This window comes from Phytobacter diazotrophicus (genome assembly GCF_052061655.1).
In the GTDB taxonomy this organism is placed as follows: domain Bacteria; phylum Pseudomonadota; class Gammaproteobacteria; order Enterobacterales; family Enterobacteriaceae; genus Phytobacter; species Phytobacter diazotrophicus.
Genome location: NZ_CM125428.1, coordinates 2877204 through 2896792, shown reverse-complemented (window position 1 = coordinate 2896792; position 19589 = coordinate 2877204). Strand labels below are relative to the sequence as shown.

Sequence of the window (19589 nt, the reverse complement as noted above, 5' to 3'; positions counted from 1 at the left end):
CCATTGCGGCGGGTTTGTTGATAACGCGACCAGGTTTACTGCTTATCCGGCAACGCGTAAGCAATAATATAATCACCGCGATCCGGGGACTGACGTGCGCCACCCGCATTGATGATGATGTACTGTTTGCCCGTTTTTGGCGAAACATAGGTCATCGGGCCAGACTGGCTGCCGACCGGCAGACGCGCTTTCCAGATTTCTTTCCCCGTTGCGGTATCAAACGCACGCAGATAGAAATCCTGGGTCCCTGCGAAGAACAGCAACCCGGACTGGGTAGACAGCGATGCGCCCAGCGTCGGCATCCCGACCGGGATCGGCATATGCATGCGGATACCCAGCGGACCGGTGTCCTGAACGGTACCCACGGGAACCTGCCATACCATCTTCCCGGAGGTCAGGTCGATAGCGGACATTGTCCCGAACGGCGGTTTCTGGCACGGAATACCCAGCGGTGACAGGAAACGCTCGCGCATTGCGCCAAACGGTGTGCCATCCATCGGTACAATACCCATCTCAATCCCACTGGCGTTTTTCGCCACGTTTTCACGGGGCACCATATAGTTTGCCAGGCCCAGACGCATATCGTTCACAAACATCAGGTTGTTAGTCGGATCGACCGAGACGCTGCCCCAGTTCATGCCGCCCAGCGATCCCGGATATTGCAATGCGCGATCCAGCCCCGGCGGAGTGAAGACACCCTGATGACGCATCCCTTTAAAGGCGATACGGCACATCAGCAGATCGACAGGCGTTGCTCCCCACATATCGGACTCTTTTAGGGTTTCATTACCGATCATCGGCATGCCCACCGAGTACGGCTGAGTAGGGGAATAACGTTCGCCTTTTACATTACCAGCCGGAACTGGGCGTTCTTCAACCTTCGCCACCGGCTCACCGGTTTCGCGGTTGAGCATAAAGATCATGCCCTGTTTACTGGTCTGTACCAGTACCGGCGTGGTCCCGCCTTTGCCATCCGGTAAGTCATAGAGCAGAGGCTGTGACGGTAAATCAAAATCCCACAGATCGTGGTGGGTGGTCTGAAAATGCCAACGCACATCGCCGGTTGTCGCATCAACCGCCACAATCGACGAGCTGTATTTATCATCCAGCGCGGTACGTTCACCCGCCCAGAAATCTGGCGTGGCGTTGCCGGTCGGCAGATAGATCAGGTTCAATTTGGCGTCGTAAGACATCGCCGACCAGACGTTTGGCGTACCGCGTGTCCAGGTTTTCCCCTCAGGCGGCAAGCCTTTCAGGTCCGGGTTACCCGGATCCCACGCCCATGCCAGTTTGCCTGTATGGACATCATAGGCACGAACCACGCCCGGCGGTTCGCCGGTGGAGAAGTTATCCGCCACGCGGCCACCGACCACAACAATATTGCCTGCCACCAGCGGCGTGGACGTTTGCTGATAATAACCCGGTTTGATTTCGCCCATGCCGACGCTCAGAGCAACGGTGCCGTTATCACCAAAGTCTGCGCAGGGTTGCCCGTTATCGGCATTGAGTGCCACCAGACGTCCATCGGTGGTGGGCAGAAACAGTCGACGTTCGCACGTAGCAGGCTGAGCCTGTACCGTTGGAGAGGCGGCAGTGTGCGGCTCTTCGTAATACCCTAAGCCACGACAGCGCTGCCAGTTTGGCGCTGTCGCTTTCGCGTCGTAGCGCCATTTCTCTTTACCGGAATCCACATCCAGCGCCAGCACTTTGCTGTACGGGGTACAGACAAATAACGTGTCGCCAATCTGTAGCGGCGTGTTCTGATCTTCCGCGCCGGAGCCATTGCTCTGCGGGATATCCCCGGTATGTGCCATCCATGCGACTTGCAGCTTGTCGACATTCTGTTTGTTGATCTGGTCAAGCGCCGCAAAACGATCGCCATGGGTGGTATTGCCCCAGTGTTTCCAGTCGTGCTGTTCACTGCCAGGCTGAACCGGTTTGACGGTAATGGATTCGGTTGGGGTGATCACATTCCACGTTTTAAACATCCCGCCAATACTGACCAGAAGTAAAACGGCGAGGATCGCCGCGACGCTAAACGCAGATTTGTTAACCGGTTTTATCGTCTGCCGGGCGCGCATAAATGGCCACAGCAGTGCCGCCAGAAATGCCAGCACGGCAAAGGTAAACAAGCGTGAGAACAGAGGCCAGAATGCCCAGCCGGCATCGTAAATTGCCCAGATGATGGAAACGATAAAGCCCAGCGCATACAGAATGAGGCCGCCGGGACGATTTCGCAGGATAAGTATCGCGGCAATCAGCATCACGACACCCATCGCGGTAAACCAGACGCTGCCGCCTAATGTGATGAGTTTGATGCCAGGAATGCCGATGGCCAGACCGATGACGAGCATCAGAATGGCGAGGAACCAGCGCAGAAGAGTAACCAGCCTGCGTGGGGTGCTGCCAGGTGCCATATCCATCTCCTTAAACACACCGATTATCCGGTACGCAATGATAAAGCCTGTACCAAATGGATAACGGTTTTAGAGGGTTATCGTTTTATTGCAGATGTTATCGAGGGAATCCGCGTTAAAAACTCACTGTTTGCATGGTAAGTGAACCATTTGGTGAATTTGCAAATATGATAAATCTGTTAAATTGCTTGATGCAATTGTTAATAAATTAGATCGCATTATTTGAGAATTGGCCCGCACAGGGCGGGCCTTGCTGTTCAGGCGATACGCAGCGTATCGGCGCTTTGCGACGGGGTAATCGTGACAGGGATAGATTTAGAGGTCGGTGTGCCGGTACCGTCACCGTAGCGGGTCAAAGGAACCAGTGGGTTCGTTTCCGGATAATAGGCTGCGAGATTACCGCGAGGGATAGCGTACGCAACGAGACGGAAGCCGGTAACCTGGCGCGTAATGCCGTCGGTCGACAGGGTGGTGATATCGACGCGGTCGCCATCGCTCAGCCCCAGGGCCAGAATATCATCCGGGTGCATAAACAGGACGTCGCGCTGACCATAAACGCCGCGATAGCGGTCATCCAGACCATAAATCGTGGTGTTGTACTGATCGTGGGAACGTAGTGTTTGTAACACAAAGGGCGCGCTGATCTCCGGGCAGACGGCATCCGGCAGCGGCGCGCTGCTGAATTCCGCTTTCCCGGATGGCGTGGCAAAGGTGAGAGATGCCGCCGCGTTCCCCAGCCAGAATCCACCGGGTTCTTCGCAACGGGCGTTGAAATGGGTGAAGCCGGGGATAGTGGCGGCAATATGATCGCGAATCAGGTTGTAATCATCGGCTAAGGCCAGCCAGTCCAGCTTGCTGTTTCCCAGGACCGCATGGGCGATACCGGCCACAATCGCGGTTTCTGATTTTTGCGTGTCTGCCAGTGGTTTACCGATGCCTTCTGAGGCGTGCACCATGCTAAATGAGTCTTCGACGGTCACGAACTGACGGCCTGTCGCCTGCATGTCTTCTTCGGTTCGTCCCAGGGTCGGTAAAATGAGCGACTGCGCACCCGGCATCAGATGGGTACGGTTGAGTTTGGTACTGATGTGCACAGTCAAACCGCAACGTTTCAGCGCCTCGCAGGTCAACGTGGTATCCGGCGCGGCGGCAGCCAGATTACCGCCCAGCGTGATAAGTACTTTCACTTCATCGCGCAACATAGCCTGAATCGCGGCCACGGTGTGATGTCCCGGAGCGCGCGGTGGTTCGAAACCAAAGTGACGCGCCAGGCTGTCGAGCAGGGCGGCAGGCGGTTTTTCATCAATCCCCATTGTCCGGTTGCCCTGCACATTACTGTGTCCGCGCACCGGGCACAGTCCCGCGCCCGGTTTGCCCAGATGACCGCCGAGCAACTGCAAATTGACGATTTCACGTACCGTATCCAGCGAGTGTTTATGCTGGGTAATGCCCATCGCCCAGGTGCAAATGACACGCCTGGCGCTCTGCCAGACGGCGGCGGCGTCACGTAATTGCTGCTCACTCAAACCGGATTGCGCTTCAAGGGACTGCCAGGACGTGGTATCGATTTGCGCAAACCATGCCTCAATGCCGTTAGTGTGTTGCGCGATAAAGGCATCATCAAAGATACCGGCTTCACCGTTCGCCAGGCGCTGACGATGGGTTTCCAGTAATGCTTTTGCCATCCCGCGTACGGCGGCCATATCGCCACCCAGATTGGGCTGGTAATAGGCAGAACTGATCGCGCCCGCCATCGAGGTGACCACTTCCAGCGGTTTTTGCGGGTCAGCAAAACGTTCCAGACCACGTTCACGCAGGGTATTGAAGGTGACGATACGTGCGCCGCGATCGGCTGCATGACGCAGGCTGTGCAGCATACGCGGATGGTTGGTGCCGGGATTCTGCCCGAAGACAAAAATGGCATCGGCCTGTTCAAAATCGGTGAGATGAATGGTGCCTTTACCGACGCCAATGCTGCGTTTTAGCCCGGCGCCGCTGGCCTCGTGACACATGTTCGAACAATCGGGGAAATTATTCGTGCCGACCATCCGGCCAAAGAGCTGGTAAAGGTACGACGCTTCATTACTGGCGCGACCCGATGTGTAGAGTTCCATCTGGTTCGGGTGGTCCATCTCACGGATATGACGCCCAATCAGGGCAAAGGCATCATCCCAGCTCACCGGTTCGTAGTGATCGGTTTGGGGGTTATAGCGCAGCGGTTCCGTGAGTCGGCCCTGATATTCCAGAAAATAGTCGCTCTGGCGGTTAAGAGCGCTGACGCTGTGTTGCGCAAAAAAGCTGGCGTCAATCTGGCGGCGTGTTGCCTCCCAGGTCACCGCTTTCGCGCCGTTTTCGCAGAAACTGAAGGTACTTTTATTGTCATCACCCCAGGCACAACCTGGACAGTCGAAACCACGGGCTTTATTCATGCGCAGCAGGTTGCGCAAGTTTTTAAGGGCATTTTTGCTGTCGATAACGAAGCGAGTGGTTGCTTCAAGAGAACCTAATCCACCGGCAGCGGCGCGATAGGGTTTTATGGCAGTTTTGAATTTCATGTGTTCTTCCGGACAGCGGATTGCGCTTACGCAAACACTACGCTGCGTAACAGCAATCCTTAATCAACAACCATCTTTTATCACACAATTAACAATAAGTTTACCATTTGCGCAACTGCCCGTGCCTGCCGCGCGTGCGGATTAATCCGGCACGGTTTTACGAATAGCGGCGATCAGCGTTTGTACGCCGATGGAGAGAGGAGCATCCACGCGGGTAAGAATGCCAATAGGATCGCCCATACCCGGCGGAACAATGGGGAGCGCGGTGAGTGAACCTTCGCGTAAGTCGTTCTTCACTGCGCCGGAAGGGACAAACCAGACATAATCAAAATTGACAGTCAGTTGTCGCGATAGCGACGCAGACAGCGTTTCAATACAGCCGGTCGGGAGTTTGCAACCCTGACTTTGCAGCAGATCCTCCGTGTTCTGGCGCGGCACCGTACCGGTAGGCAGCACAACGACGGGCCACTCCAGCACCCGGCTCAGTGTTATCGTGGTTTGCAACAGCGGATGGTTGGGGCGTACCACCAATTTGAGCGACTCAAGGAACAGCATCTCATAGGTCAATCCGCTCATCAGTTCCGGGTCTGACATACGGCCAATGCCAACATCCAGCTCACCCGATTTCAGTCCGGCCAATAACATCGGATTGTTAGTGGTGGCCACCTGAATGGTGATATCTGGCTGCTGCTTATGGACCTGGCCAATTACCGACGGCAGAATGCCCAGCGCCGCAGTAGGTAACGCGCCAACACGGATCACCGCATTGTTCTGCTCGGGTTTGTAATTGAGCGACTGCCCTGCGGTATTGAGCGCATCAAGTACCCGGACTGCATGTGTTAAAAACTGCTCGCCCACCAGGGTAAGTTGCGCCCCCAGACGACCACGTTCAAACAGACGTGTGCCGGTGAGTTGTTCCAGTTCATTAAGTGTCTTGGACAGTGCTGGTTGACTAAGGTTAAGGGTCTCTGCCGCACGCCCCAGGGTTCCCTGCTGAGCGACGGCGACGAATGTATGCAGATGGCGCAAGCGTATGCGCTGATTGAACAAACCGTTTTTTTCCATAAGATGATGTAAAAACGAAGCGATGTCCGTGGCAAGTAAAGTTGCTTAATTATGTTAACTTGGTAGCAAAACATTCTTAACATTTAATCTCGTTGAGTTACAAACAAATTTTCCCGGCAGTGTGATGTCAACCGCATGTCTGTGGGGGTTTAAGCATAATTTTTGGTTATGCAAATAGCCGGAAATACGGCATTTTTGGTTTTATGCCGCGATCACACTTCGTAAATTATCTCCCACAGGCCAGCAAGGGCTTCTCTACACTCCAGGTAATACACACTGGAGACATGACAACATGGCGAACACCATCACGGCTGATGAAATTCGGGAACAATTTTCGCAAGCAATGTCAGCGATGTACCAGCAGGAAGTTCCGCAGTACGGCACCTTGCTGGAGCTGGTTGCGGACGTCAATCTGGCAGTCCTTGAGAATAATCCCCGCTTGCATGAACAACTGGTTAACGCAGACGAACTGGCGCGGCTGAACGTCGAACGTCATGGGGCGATTCGTGTTGGGCGCCCGGATGAGTTGGCGACGCTACGACGGATGTTCGCGATTATGGGTATGTTTCCGGTGAGCTATTACGACCTGTCGCAGGCGGGTGTTCCGGTACACTCAACCGCCTTTCGCCCCATTGATGATGCGGCTCTGGCGCGTAATCCCTTTCGCATCTTTACGTCGTTATTGCGCCTTGAACTGATTGAGGATGTGCAGCTTCGCGATAAAGCCGCCGCCATTTTACAACGCAGGGATATTTTCACCCCGCGTTGCCATGAACTCATTGCCCTGCATGAACAAACCGGCGAGTTCACTGCCTCTCAGGCGAGTGAGTTTGTGAAAGAAGCGCTGGAGACCTTTCGCTGGCATCGTCATGCCACCGTGGACGCCCTGACATACCATGCGCTGCACAATGAGCACCGCCTGATCGCCGATGTGGTCTGCTTCCCTGGTTGCCATATCAACCATCTGACGCCACGCACCCTGGATATTGATCAGGTACAGGCGCTGATGCCGAAATATGGAATCGAGCCCAAAATCCTGATTGAAGGGCCGCCACGCCGTGATGTGCCGATTTTATTGCGCCAGACCAGCTTCAAAGCGCTTGATGAACCGGTATTGTTCGCCGGTGAGCAGCAGGGGACACATACTGCCCGTTTTGGTGAAATCGAACAACGTGGCGTGGCCCTGACGCCAAAAGGCCGGGCGCTGTATGATCGGCTACTTAACGAAGCGGGAACCGGAAAAGACAATCTGACCCATCAGTTACACTTACAGGAGATGTTTCACGCTTTCCCCGACAGCGAAATGCTACTGCGCCGCCAGCAACTGGCCTACTTCCGTTATCGCCTGACGCCCTCCGGCGAGGCTCACCGGAAGGCGATTCGTCCGGGCGACGATCCGCAGCCGCTTATTGAGCGCGGTTGGGTTGTTGCGCAACCTATCATCTATGAAGATTTTCTCCCCGTCAGCGCGGCCGGGATCTTTCAGTCAAACCTTGGCAATGAAACGCAACAGCGTAGCCACGGTAACGCCAGCAAACTGCGTTTTGAAGAGGCGCTTGGTTGCGAAGTGCTTGATGAGTTCACCCTCTACGCGCAAGCGGAAGAGCGCAGCAAACGACGTTGCGGTCTGTTGTAAAAAAGGTACTCTGCTACGGATGTGAATAAACAGGATGTTGTCATGGAAAATCCCTCCGCCCCGATAGCAGAAACCCGCCACGGCACGCTTTTGGGCACACTGGATGATGATTGCCTTAGCTGGCGCGGTATCCCTTACGCGGCGCCGCCCGTTGGTCCACTACGCTGGCGGGCGCCACAGCCGCCAGCGCCCTGGCAGGGGATCCGCGTTGCTGATACATTTTCTGCCGCCAGTTGGCAAAACAGTGAAACCTGCACGCAGATCGCCGGTGGCGATCCGGGAAGGCTTTCCGAAGATTGCCTTTATCTGAATATCTGCGCGCCTGCCGCGCGTAGTGGGTCACTTCCGGTGATGGTCTGGCTGCACGGCGGCGGTTTTACGATGGGGGCGGGCGATCTGCCGCCCTATGATGGCAAAGCACTTGCCCGGCGCGGCGTGGTGCTGGTTACGCTCAATTATCGCCTTGGCCATCTCGGCTTTTTTGCCCATCCGGCCCTGCAAGGAGAAGAGGAGGAAACCCTCTGTAACTTCGGCCTGCTCGATCAAATAGCGGCGCTGCATTGGGTTAAAGAGAATATCCACGCTTTTGGCGGTGATGCCAGCAATATTACGCTGTTTGGCGAATCCGCCGGGGGGCGTAGCGTGATGTCGCTGATGGCCTCGCCGAAGGCAAAAGGGCTGTTCCATAAAGCCATTATCCAGAGTAGCTATACCTTGCCGGATACCCCGCTTGAGCGTGCGCTGGAAAAAGGGATTGCCGTTGCAGAGCATCTCGGCGTGCCTGACGCCACGGCAGAGACACTGCGTGCGATCCCGGCTGAGGCATTCTGGCCGCTCGCTTCCCCGTTAAAAATTGCCCCCGCGCCGATTGCCGGAGACAGCGTCTTACCCACGCCAGCGCTGGACGTTTTTTTCAACGCAACGCAGCATCCGATGCCGGTTATTGTGGGGTCGAACAGCGATGAAGCCAGCGTAATGGCCGAGTTTGGCGTCGACCTTGCCGGGCAAATTGATAAGTTACGGCGCGAGCAGCGTTTTGGTCTGGGGATCATTAAGCTGCTTTACCCTGGGGTAAAAGGGGATGCGGAACTGGGGCGTCAGGTCTGCCGGGACATGGCGTTTACCTCGCTCGGGCTGGTGGTGATGCAGGCGCAACAGCGCATCGGGCAGCCGTGCTGGCGTTACTGGTTTGACTACGTTGCAGAGGCCGAGCATGACACTTACGCCAACGGCGCGTGGCATGGAAACGAAGTGCCGTACGTGTTTGATAACCTCATGCTGACGGAACCGGCGCGCCATTACGTCAATGAGCGAGACCTGGCGTTTGCGGCAAAGGTTGCCGATTATTGGGTGAATTTTGCCCGCGAGGCCAGCGTCACCTGCAATGTGCTGCAGGGGCCTGTACGCTGGCAGTCCTGCGGCAAAGGGCGCGACAGATTGCTACGCATGGGACTGAATAAACATGCGGGCTTTCGCATGACCAATCGCTTTATGCGCGCACGCCTGATGCTGTTTAAACGGGTTATGAGGCATCACGTCAAACTTGATTAATTATTCAGTAAGCTCGTACGGAATGCCGCCAGCCCGGCGGCATTATTCTGTGAATCTCTCAGTACCAGACGATAGCTCGCACCCGTCTTAACGCTTTGCGCATAGGGGCGCATCAGCCGTCCGGCACGAATATCCTCCGCGACCAGGGTTTCATCGGCAATCGCCACCCCCAGCCCCTGGATGGCCGCCGTGATCGCCAGATCCATGGTGTCGAAGTGTTGATTTTTTTTCATAACCCACGCTGCGTTGTCCTGTTTCGCCAGCCACAGTGACCAGTCCGTTTTATCTCTGGTCGGATGCAGAAAGGTCACATTACTGAGCCTTTCATCGGCCGTTAATTGCGTGCTCATTACCGGCGTCAGCGCTTCATCAAACAGCAGATCGCCCGCGCTGAAATGGGTACCAAAAACAATTGCCGCATCATACGGCTCGGTTTTGAAGTTAACGCCATGGTCAGTGGTGGTGGTCAGTGCTACCTGTACGTCCGGGCAGGTCTGCTCAAGCTGGATAAGCCGTGGAACCAGCCAGCGCATCGCACAGGTTGGCGCTTTCAGACGAACGACCTTTTGTTGCGCGCGCGCCTGTGCGGCAAGCGTTTGCAGGTGTTCAAAAGCCGAGCGCAATTCCGGCAGCAGGGCGCTACCCTGAGGCGATAACCGCAAACCACGTGCGTGACGTTCAAACAACGGGAAACCAAACCATGCTTCCAGTGAAGCAATCTTACGGCTTACCGCGCCCTGCGTCAGACATAACTCTTTTGCCGCATGGGTAAGGTTTAAATGGCGGGCTGTGACCAGAAAAGCGTCAATAGCGTTCAGTGGCAGCGTACGGTTCGGCATGGCAACTCCAGCTATGCAATTTATTCATGGCTATTATGACAACAAATCGATTGTGGACTCAACGCGCTTTTATTTGAATGGTTATGCACTTTTAATGAGAAAGGATTAATAATGACTCTGCGTACACCGGTGAAAACCCGCTCTAAATTACCCGACGTGGGTACGACTATTTTTACCGTTATTGGCCAGCTTTCCGCACAGCATAATGCGATTAACCTTTCTCAGGGCGCGCCCAATTTTTCCTGCGACCCGCAATTGATCTCCGGCGTGACCAGGGCGATGCAGGCCGATCATAACCAGTACGCCGCGATGACGGGTTTACGCCCGCTAAAAGCGCGCATTGCGGAGAAAATTCACGACCTGTACGGCACGCAGTATGACGTGGACAGTGAAATACTGATTACCGCCAGCGCCAGTGAAGGTCTCTATTCGGCCATCAGTGGTCTGGTTCATCCGGGCGATGAAGTTATCTATTTCGAGCCGTCGTTTGACAGCTATGCACCGATTGTCCGTCTGCAAGGGGCGACCCCCATCGCCATTAAACTGACGGTCCCTGATTTTGCGGTGAATTGGGATGAAGTTCGCGCGGCCATTACACCCCGTACGCGCATGATCATTATTAACACGCCGCATAACCCGAGTGGCCAGGTCTTTTCCGCTGATGATCTGCAACAACTGGCGGCGTTAACGCGTAACACGGATATCGTGATTCTGTCTGACGAAGTGTACGAGCATGTGGTCTTTGATGATCAGCCGCACCACGGTATGGCGACCCATCCGCAACTTGCGGAGCGCAGCGTGATTATCTCGTCCTTCGGTAAGACCTATCATGTGACGGGCTGGCGCGTGGGTTATTGTGTCGCGCCCTCTGAGTTGATGGATGAGATTGTGAAAGTCCATCAGTTTTTAATGTTTTCCGCCGATACGCCAATGCAGTACGCTTTCGCCGAGCATATGACCGATCCCCAGACCTGGCTGTCGCTGTCGGCGTTCTACCAGCGCAAACGCGACTTGTTGCAAACCCTGCTGGCAGAATCGCCATTTCGCTTATTACCGAGCGCGGGCTCGTTCTTCCTGTTGGCGGATTACAGCCATTTCAGTGACGAGAGCGACAGCGAGATGGTCAAAAGGTTAATTACCGATTACGGCGTTGCCACCATTCCGTTATCGGCGTTTTACACTGATGGCACTGATAACAAATTGATTCGCCTCTCTTTTGCCAAAGATGAGGCCACACTCAGAGCAGGCGCGCAGGCCCTGTGTCGTGTTAAGCCACGCTAAGGAGCGTTAATCGTGAAATTGAAAGCACTCTTTCTGGGCATGGGCATGCTTTGCTCATTATCTTCTTTCGCGGCCACCCAGTTACGCTACGGCCTGGAAGCGGAATATCCGCCATTCGAAAGCCGTAATGCGTCCGGCGAACTGGAAGGCTTTGATATTGAGCTGGGCAATGCCATCTGTAAAGCCGCAGAACTGAAATGTACCTGGGTTGAAACTTCGTTTGATGCGTTGATCCCAGGCCTTGTGGCGAAAAAATTTGACGCTATCAATTCAGCGATGAATATCACCGAGCAGCGTCGTCAGAGCATTGATTTCACTCAGCCTGTCTACCGCATTCCCTCGCAGTTAGTGGGCAAATCGGGTGATGGGATGGAAGCGACAGCCGAAGGTCTGAAAGGCAAAACCATCGGTGTATTGCAGGGTTCCATTCAGGAAACTTATGCAAAAGAGCACTGGGAAAAGCACGGTGTCACCGTGGTGTCTTATAAAGATCAGAATATGGCATGGGGTGATTTGCTAAATGGCCGCATTGACGCCTCGCTGGTCATGTCGGCGGCCGGGCAGGCAGGTTTCCTGAGCAAACCGCAGGGTAAAGGTTTTGGCTTTATTGGCAAACCGGTATCAGACGATACGATCCTCGGCAGTGGCATCGGCTTTGGGTTACGTAAAGGTGACGAGGCCACCAAAAAGCAACTTGACGCCGCAATTGATAAAGTACGCGCCGACGGCACCATCAAAACCCTGGCGGAGAAATATTTCCCGGGTATTGATGTTAGCGTCAGCGCTAAATAACAAGCCCACCTTTTCTGACCCCAGCCGTCGATGTCCGGATGGGGTCTTTTTATATCCGAAATCATCTCGTGTTCCGATCCAATACGCCATGGGGTGCTTCATGCGGCAATGGCGTATGCGCCGTTACGTTTGCGCTATGACCAGGCGCGAAAAAGAGTGGCGATACATTTAGCAACGTAATGGGATATTTTCCGCTACGCAAAAATTATACCTTTCTTTACACCGTTTTCAGGTCGCTCCCATCGACAAAAATATTTCAAGCTTTGCGCAGAATATCACCCGTCAACAATTGGATTCTCAATCAATTTTGTCTAGAGTGTGCGGTCATAACCGTTAGCTTTTGCCGTGGTTTTGTTTTGTACAAAACCGCTTCTCACGACCATAAGGACGTATTATCAGGCATGAACCGCAGACGTTTCATTAAGGCATCAATGGCGCTGGCCGCAGCGTGCGGGACTTCCGGCTTTGCTTCTCTGTTCTCCCGTGCGGCGTTTGCTGCTGATTCCGATATCGCCGATGGTCAGAGTCGTCGTTTCGATTTTTCCGTATTGCAGTCCATGGCACATGACCTGGCGCAACAGCCGTGGGGCGGTGCGCCGCGTCCACTGCCGGATACGCTCGCAAACATGACGCCACAGGCCTACAACGCCATTCAGTACGATGCGCAACACTCATTGTGGAACAATGTTGAGGGTCGTCAGCTTGATGTGCAGTTTTTCCATATGGGGATGGGTTTCCGTCGCCGTGTGCGCATGTTCTCGCTTGATCCCGCAACTCAACAGGCGCGTGAAATTCATTTCCGTCCTGAATTGTTTAACTACCATGATGCAGGCGTCGACACGAAGCAGCTTGAAGGGCAAAGCGATCTGGGATTTGCCGGTTTCCGCGCCTTTAAAGCGCCTGAACTGGCTCGTCGCGATATTGTCTCTTTCCTGGGCGCCAGCTATTTCCGTGCGGTAGACAGTACTTACCAGTACGGGCTTTCTGCACGTGGTGCGGCAATCGACACCTTTACAGACACACCAGAAGAGTTCCCGGATTTTACCGCGTTCTGGTTTGAAACGGCGAAAGCCTCTGATACCTCTTTTACGGTCTATTCGTTGCTCGACAGCCCGAGTCTGACCGGGGCCTACAAATTCGTGATCCACTGTGAAGAGAGCCAGGTGATCATGGAGGTGGATAACCACCTGTATGCGCGTAAAGACATCAAGCAACTGGGTATCGCGCCGATGACCAGTATGTTTAGCTGCGGTAACAATGAACGTCGCGTGTGCGACACCATTCATCCGCAGATCCATGACTCCGACCGTCTGGCCATGTGGCGTGGTAACGGGGAGTGGGTTTGCCGCCCTCTGAACAATCCGCAGAAACTGCAATTCAACGCTTTTTTGGACAACAACCCGAAAGGCTTTGGTTTACTGCAACTTGACCGCGACTTCTCTCACTATCAGGACGTAATGGGCTGGTATAACAAACGCCCAAGCCTGTGGGTCGAACCGCGTAACCAATGGGGTAAGGGCAGCGTTGGATTAATGGAAATCCCGACCACGGGTGAAACCCTGGATAACGTGGTCTGTTTCTGGCAGCCGGAGAAACCGGTTCGTGCGGGTGATGAGCTGGCTTTCCAGTATCGTCTGTACTGGAGCGCAATGCCGCCGGTACGCTCTCCGCTGGCGCGTGTCTATGCCACCCGCACCGGTATGGGCGGCTTCCCGGAAGGGTGGGCGCCTGGCGAGCATTACCCGGAAAAATGGGCACGTCGTTTCGCCATTGATTTTGTTGGTGGTGACCTGAAAGCCGCTGCGCCGAAGGGGATTGAACCGGTTATCACCTTGTCTAACGGGGAAGCCAAACAGGTTGAAATCCTGTATGTTGAGCCTTTCGACGGCTACCGTATTCTGTTCGACTGGTACCCAACGTCCAACTCCACCGACCCGGTTGAAATGCGCCTCTTCCTGCGCTGTCAGGGGGATGCGATCAGCGAGACCTGGTTGTATCAATATTTTCCGCCTGCGCCGGACAAGCGCAACTACGTGGATGATCGCATCATGCGCTAAATCGGTAACCTCCCTCGGGGAGGGAGGTTCTGATGAGAGGAGATGTCATGGATTCCACCGACAGCCTGATCGTCGTCAACGACCATCTGGCACTGCATGCCATTGATGAGCGTTTTGTTCACGATCTGCACCAACTGATCGTTAAAAACCGCGAATGGCTACAGCATTTTCTGGACTGGCCGCAGTATGTGCGCTCGGTTGACCAGACCCGGCAAACCGCGCAAAGCAATATTATTCTGCATCAGCGCGGCTACGCCAAAATGTTCCTGATCCTCGAAGATAACGTGCTGGTGGGTGTGCTCTCCTTCAACTCCATCGAGCCGACCAACAAAACCGGCTATATCGGTTACTGGCTCGATAAAGACAAAGAGGGAAAGGGGATTGTCTCCACCTGCCTGCAGGCATTTATGGCATTTTACGCTCGTCGGGGGGATGTCCGTCGTTTCGTTATTAAATGCCGGGTTGCGAACGAGGCAAGCAACCGTGTCGCGCTGCGTAACGGTTTTATTCTCGAAGGATGTCTGCGGCAGGCGGAGTTCCTGAACGGCAGCTTTTATGACCAGAATATTTACGGTCAGATTATCGATCCCTTTTTATAGCAGCCCGGCCAATGGCGTACGGGTGATATACTGTGCGCCATTAATCACCTTCTGACCACGCAGCAAAATACTTTCGCCATCCGGTGCCTCCACCACTGCGTCATCGGTGATTTCAATATGATTCTCGATCAGCACATTGCCTTTGATACGTGCATTTCCCTGGATAACAACTTTTTCATCCAGCAAAATCGGTCCGCCGATTAAATGCGCATTGCCACCGACAAGCACGTGGTGTTTGAGCACGCAGTTGCCTTCGATTGTGGCATTTTCCGCAACCTGAGCACTGTAGCGCAGCGTAGGAATGGCATCTTCATCACTGCCGGCCACAACGCGCGCTTTGCCGTAGACTTTGGCACAGTCGCACACCCAGACATCATTTTGCTCATTGCCTTCCAGCAGGGCGAAATCAAACACCTCGGCCCTATGTTCAATAAACGCGAACTTAACGATGGCATCGCCATAAATTTGTGCCTGGTGGACCACGCGCGAATGGGTCACCGTGGCGCGATCATAAATTTGCAGTATTTGTTGGTTATCCGGCGTAAGGCCCTGCGCCGCGATAATTTCACAGCCGTGTAAAATACGCGCGTTACCGAACAGGTGGCAGGCACCACGAACGGTGGATGTCTGCACGGTGACGTTGTCACTTAACACGACGCCATGACTTAGCTCCGCAGCATCAACCCAACTGTTACCGCCAATTTCAACGTCATGGAAAACAAGACAGGGTTGCGTCAGACGGGCGTCATCACGTACATGACTGTTGGCAAACACCATGCTGTTAACATCATAAATCCAGCAATCTCCTTCTTGTGACAGGGTGGTATCATCATCCACCCAGCCACCAACGGTGCCCGCCGTTACATCACCAAAATCACGCACCGCAATAATCTGGCGCAGCGAGACCTTCTGTTTTTCGCCGTTAATCTGATAACTGAACGCACGGCGCTCATCACTGAGTCGATATTTAGTCATTGTTTGCTTCCATTAATTCCCCACGATAAACGTAGCAAACTTTGCGATACTGGCTATTCAGAATGAAAAAACATAAAATGTATTTAATATGCATCTTATAAGTTTTGCGCTTATACAGGGAAAAATAAGGAACAACAATGACCACGTTTGACGACAGCTATTTTACTGAAAAATATGGACTGACCCGCACCCACTCCGAGGTACTGCATGCCATGCAGTTTGTGAAACCGGGTAAAACACTGGACCTGGGCTGCGGCAACGGGCGTAATAGCCTCTATCTGGCGGCCAATGGGTTTGATGTGACGGCATGGGATAAAAACGCCGCGAGCATCAATAATATCGAGACCATTCGGCAGGCCGAAGGGCTGAACACGCTGCAAACCGCCGTTGTGGATTTGAACGCACTCAGCTTTGAGGGCGAATACGATTTTATTCTCTCGACCGTGGTGATGATGTTTCTTGAGCCACAAACCATTCCGGGGCTTATCGCCAATATGCAGCGTTGCACCAAAGCGGGAGGCTACAACCTGATTGTAGCGGCGATGGACACGGCCGATTTCCCCTGCACCGTTGGTTTCCCGTTTGCCTTTAAAGAGAATGAATTGCGTGATTACTACGCAGGGTGGAAACTGGAAAAATACAATGAAGACGTCGGTGAGTTGCACCGCACCGACGCCAATGGTAACCGCATCAAGCTGCGCTTTGCGACCTTACTGGCGCGTAAAGCTTAACGCGCCGCCAGCAGGCATAACTGTAACGCGACCTGATATGAGGCCTCGAACGACTTCACCGGCAGAAACTCAAATTGCGAATGAAAATTGTGCGCGCCGGTAAAGAAATTCGGGGTTAATAACCCTTTTGCAGACAGCGCCGCGCCGTCTGTGCCGCCGCGCATGGGAGTGGGTTTGGGAGTGATGCCAAGCGTGGTCATCGCTTCAAACAGTAAATCAATCGCGCGTTTGTCTTCGCCGATGGCATTACTGATATTGCTGTAAATATCGCTGATGCTGTACTCCACTTTCGCGGTGGGGTACTGCGCGGCGATTTTTTTTGCGACATCGGCAATCTGCTGTTTCCTGCGCTCAAAGCTCGCTTTATCGAAGTCACGGATGCTGGCGCTAAGATGCGCGTGCCCCTGAACAGCTTCCATCCCGTTGAACCATACATAGCCTTCGCGGCCTTCGGTATGTTCCGGTGTTTGCTGGCGGTCGAAGTGGCTGATGTAATCCATGGCCATCAGCAGTGGGTTAACCAGCACACCTTTTGCCGACATCGGATGCGCGGTGACACCGGTAAAATGGATAGACGCCGAGGCGGCATTGAAGTTTTCAAAAACAATCTCGCCTTTTTCACAGCAGTCGATAGTCCAGGCGAAATCGACATCAAAGCGTTTTAAATCCAGTGCCTTCGCCCCACGCAGGCCGACTTCTTCATCCGGAACAAACGCCACGACAATATCCCCGTGTTGCTGTTCTGCCGTCAGGTTTTCCAGCAACGTCATCACAACCGTGACAGCCGCTTTGTTATCTGCCCCCAGTACGCTGGTGCCATCGCTAAAGATGATCTCTTCATTGAGGTAGGCGTTAATTTCCGGATGTTCCTCCACACGCAGCCAGATATCTTTGCTGGCATTCAGACAGAGATCATCTCCCTTGAAACGCAGAATTTGCGGATGAATATCCGGCGACAAACCCACGTCTACGGTGTCGATATGGGTGATAAAACCAATACGTGGCGCACCCGGCACCGTACCTTTTTTCACCGCAGTGACCGTGGCGTGTTCATCCAGCACAATCTCATCCAGGCCCAGCGTTTGCAGCTCTTGCGCCAGTGCGCGCGCCATGTCGAATTGCCCGGGCGTGGTCGGTAATGTCGTGGCGACAGCGTCACTTTGGCTGGTAATAGCAAGATAGCGAAAGAAGCGTTGCGTTAATTGACTGGCGAGGGGCGATGTCATAGTGATTCCTTCTTTATTTGACTTATCAGGTGCTTGCAATATCACTTTAATGTTATTTATGGAAGCGCAAACAACAAGCACTATTTGGCTCATGGAAAGAAAACGACAGGAAAATCTATGACTAGAAAACAGACAACAGTTGCGCTGGCCTTGCTGGCCCTGGCAGTGAGTTCCTCTGTGGCGGCAAAAACCCTGGTCTACTGTTCAGAAGGATCGCCAGAGAATTTCAACCCGCAACTCTATACCTCAGGTACCAGCGTCGACGCCAGCGCGGTTCCGGTTTATAACCGACTCGTCGATTTTAAAGCCGGGACGACCGAACTCCAGCCCGGGCTGGCCGAAAGTTGGGAAGTCAGCGAAGACGGCAAAGTGTATACCTTCCATCTGCGTAAAGGGGTGAAATTTCAGAGCAATAAATTCTTTACGCCGACGCGCGATTTTAATGCCGACGACGTCATTTTCTCTTTCATGCGGCAAAAAGACCCGCAGCATCCTTACCATAACGTCTCTAACGGCAACTATTCCAATTTCGAAAGTCTGGAGTTTGGTAAGTTGATTACCGCTATCGATAAAGTGGACGACAACACCGTGCGCTTTACGCTGGCACATCCCGAAGCGCCCTTTGTGCCTGACCTGGCCTGGTATTTCGCCTCTATCTTATCTGCTGAATACGCTGATGCGATGCTAAAAGCCGGGACGCCGGAAAAAGTGGATATGGAGCCAATTGGTACCGGCCCGTTCAAACTGGCTCAGTACCAGAAAGATTCCCGCATTCTGTTTACCGCCTTCCCGGAATACTGGCAGGGCAAAGCAAAGATCGACCGTCTGGTGTTCAGCATTACGCCAGATGCCTCAGTACGTCTCGCCAAGCTTGAGAAAAATGAATGTCAGGTGATGCCGTTCCCGAACCCGGCGGATTTGCCGCGTCTGAAAGAGAACAAAGACATTACGCTGATGAGCAAATCAGGGTTGAATACCGGTTTCCTTGCCTTTAACACGCAAAAAGCGCCGCTTGATAACGTTAAAGTGCGCCAGGCGCTGGCGATGGCCATCAATAAACCGGCCATTATTAATGCGGTTTTCCAGGGCACCGGAACCGCCGCGAAAAATCTTCTGCCCCCTGGCGTCTGGAGTGCGGACAGCGAATTGCAGGATTACGCTTACGATCCGCAAAAAGCCAAAGCTTTATTGAAAGAAGCCGGGTTGCCAGAGGGCACTACCATTGATTTGTGGGCGATGCCGGTTCAGCGACCTTACAACCCGAATGCCAAACGGATGGCCGAAATGATTCAGGCTGACTGGGCGAAAGTCGGGGTTAACGCGAAAATTGTCACATATGAGTGGGGTGAATATTTAAAACGGGTGAAAGGGGGTGAGCATCAGGCGGCGCTGATGGGGTGGACAACAGCGACCGGCGACCCGGATAACTTCTTCGGCCCGCTGTTTACCTGCCAGTCTGCCAACGGTGGTTCTAACTCGTCGAAATGGTGCTATCAGCCGTTTGATAAAATTATCGCCGAAGCGAAAACCATCACCGATCACGACAAGCGCGTGGCGCTGTATAAAGAAGCCCAGCAGATGATGCACGATCAAATGCCTGCGGTGATGATTGCCCATTCCACTATTTTTGAACCGGTACGAAATAACGTGAAAGGCTACGAAGTCGATCCGTTCGGTAAACATATCTTCTACCAGGTCGATATCAATAAATAATCAGGCGCGCCGGTCTCTTGTACCGGCGCAAGCGTCCTTTATTAGATCGGTGAGTATTATATTTTTCTGAAATTTGAGCGTGACAGCTTTTTTCCGCCATCACTGTAGCCGATTGTTTGCTATAACTTTTAATGCATATATAAACTCAAAGG

The 19589-nt window shown here is 53.6% G+C and carries 14 protein-coding genes; 8 read left to right on the top strand and 6 right to left on the bottom strand.

What is annotated here, in order from left to right; genetic code table 11:
* Positions 1-35: 35 nt before the first annotated feature.
* The 3 genes from ACS0RQ_RS14155 to ACS0RQ_RS14145 all read right to left on the bottom strand — a co-directional run bounded on the left by ACS0RQ_RS14155 (position 36) and on the right by ACS0RQ_RS14145 (position 6037).
* Positions 36-2417 (bottom strand): glucose/quinate/shikimate family membrane-bound PQQ-dependent dehydrogenase, encoded by a 2382-nt coding sequence (locus ACS0RQ_RS14155; protein WP_271850386.1) that lies wholly within the window; start codon positions 2415-2417, stop codon positions 36-38.
* Between the two features lie 257 nt (positions 2418-2674).
* Positions 2675-4972 carry an FdhF/YdeP family oxidoreductase gene (locus ACS0RQ_RS14150; protein WP_271850387.1) on the bottom strand — a complete coding sequence of 766 codons (2298 nt, stop codon included), beginning with the start codon at positions 4970-4972 and terminating at the stop codon, positions 2675-2677.
* 141 nt (positions 4973-5113) lie between these two features.
* Positions 5114-6037 (bottom strand): LysR substrate-binding domain-containing protein, encoded by a 924-nt coding sequence (locus tag ACS0RQ_RS14145; RefSeq protein WP_039079126.1) that lies wholly within the window; start codon positions 6035-6037, stop codon positions 5114-5116.
* 292 nt (positions 6038-6329) lie between these two features.
* Here ACS0RQ_RS14145 and hglS point away from each other — a divergent pair, with 292 nt between their 5' ends.
* Positions 6330-7673, top strand: a complete 1344-nt coding sequence (gene hglS / locus ACS0RQ_RS14140) for a 2-oxoadipate dioxygenase/decarboxylase HglS (protein ID WP_071194124.1) — start codon at positions 6330-6332, stop codon at positions 7671-7673.
* A 42-nt stretch (positions 7674-7715) separates the two neighbouring features.
* Positions 7716-9224: a carboxylesterase/lipase family protein gene (locus ACS0RQ_RS14135; protein WP_271850389.1), complete on the top strand. Its 1509-nt coding sequence runs from the start codon at positions 7716-7718 to the stop codon at positions 9222-9224.
* Here ACS0RQ_RS14135 and ACS0RQ_RS14130 read toward each other — a convergent pair.
* The gene (locus ACS0RQ_RS14130) at positions 9221-10063 is read right to left on the bottom strand and encodes a LysR family transcriptional regulator (protein ID WP_079497489.1); all 843 of its coding nucleotides are present in this window, start codon (positions 10061-10063) and stop codon (positions 9221-9223) included. The two genes, ACS0RQ_RS14135 and ACS0RQ_RS14130, sit on opposite strands and share 4 nt — an antisense overlap.
* Positions 10064-10174: 111 nt before the next feature.
* On the opposite strand from ACS0RQ_RS14130, the gene ACS0RQ_RS14125 reads away from it, so the two are divergent.
* The 4 genes from ACS0RQ_RS14125 (at position 10175) to rimL (ending at position 14792) form a co-directional block, all read left to right on the top strand.
* The gene (locus tag ACS0RQ_RS14125; RefSeq protein WP_271850390.1) at positions 10175-11344 is read left to right on the top strand and encodes a pyridoxal phosphate-dependent aminotransferase; all 1170 of its coding nucleotides are present in this window, start codon (positions 10175-10177) and stop codon (positions 11342-11344) included.
* A 12-nt stretch (positions 11345-11356) separates the two neighbouring features.
* A complete protein-coding gene (locus ACS0RQ_RS14120) occupies positions 11357-12136 on the top strand; it encodes an ABC transporter substrate-binding protein (RefSeq protein ID WP_271850391.1) in 780 nt (259 codons plus the stop codon).
* 401 nt (positions 12137-12537) lie between these two features.
* The gene (locus ACS0RQ_RS14115) at positions 12538-14193 is read left to right on the top strand and encodes a glucan biosynthesis protein D (RefSeq protein ID WP_271850392.1); all 1656 of its coding nucleotides are present in this window, start codon (positions 12538-12540) and stop codon (positions 14191-14193) included.
* Between the two features lie 47 nt (positions 14194-14240).
* Positions 14241-14792 carry a 50S ribosomal protein L7/L12-serine acetyltransferase gene (gene rimL, locus ACS0RQ_RS14110; RefSeq protein WP_193796104.1) on the top strand — a complete coding sequence of 184 codons (552 nt, stop codon included), beginning with the start codon at positions 14241-14243 and terminating at the stop codon, positions 14790-14792.
* On the opposite strand, the gene ydcK is transcribed toward rimL, so the two are convergent.
* Positions 14787-15767 (bottom strand): YdcK family protein, encoded by a 981-nt coding sequence (gene ydcK / locus ACS0RQ_RS14105; RefSeq protein WP_334633224.1) that lies wholly within the window; start codon positions 15765-15767, stop codon positions 14787-14789. The two genes, rimL and ydcK, sit on opposite strands and share 6 nt — an antisense overlap.
* Before the next feature lie 137 nt (positions 15768-15904).
* Here ydcK and tehB point away from each other — a divergent pair, with 137 nt between their 5' ends.
* A complete protein-coding gene (tehB, locus tag ACS0RQ_RS14100) occupies positions 15905-16498 on the top strand; it encodes a tellurite resistance methyltransferase TehB (RefSeq protein WP_271850394.1) in 594 nt (197 codons plus the stop codon).
* Here tehB and pepT read toward each other — a convergent pair.
* Complete coding sequence (gene pepT, locus ACS0RQ_RS14095) at positions 16495-17724, bottom strand: peptidase T (protein WP_271850395.1); 1230 nt, start codon at positions 17722-17724, stop codon at positions 16495-16497. The genes tehB and pepT overlap by 4 nt on opposite strands.
* Positions 17725-17841: 117 nt before the next feature.
* Between pepT and ACS0RQ_RS14090 the strand changes: the two genes are divergently transcribed.
* Entirely contained in the window at positions 17842-19437 is a 1596-nt protein-coding gene (locus tag ACS0RQ_RS14090) for an ABC transporter substrate-binding protein (protein WP_039079115.1), read from the top strand.
* Positions 19438-19589: the final 152 nt, after the last annotated feature.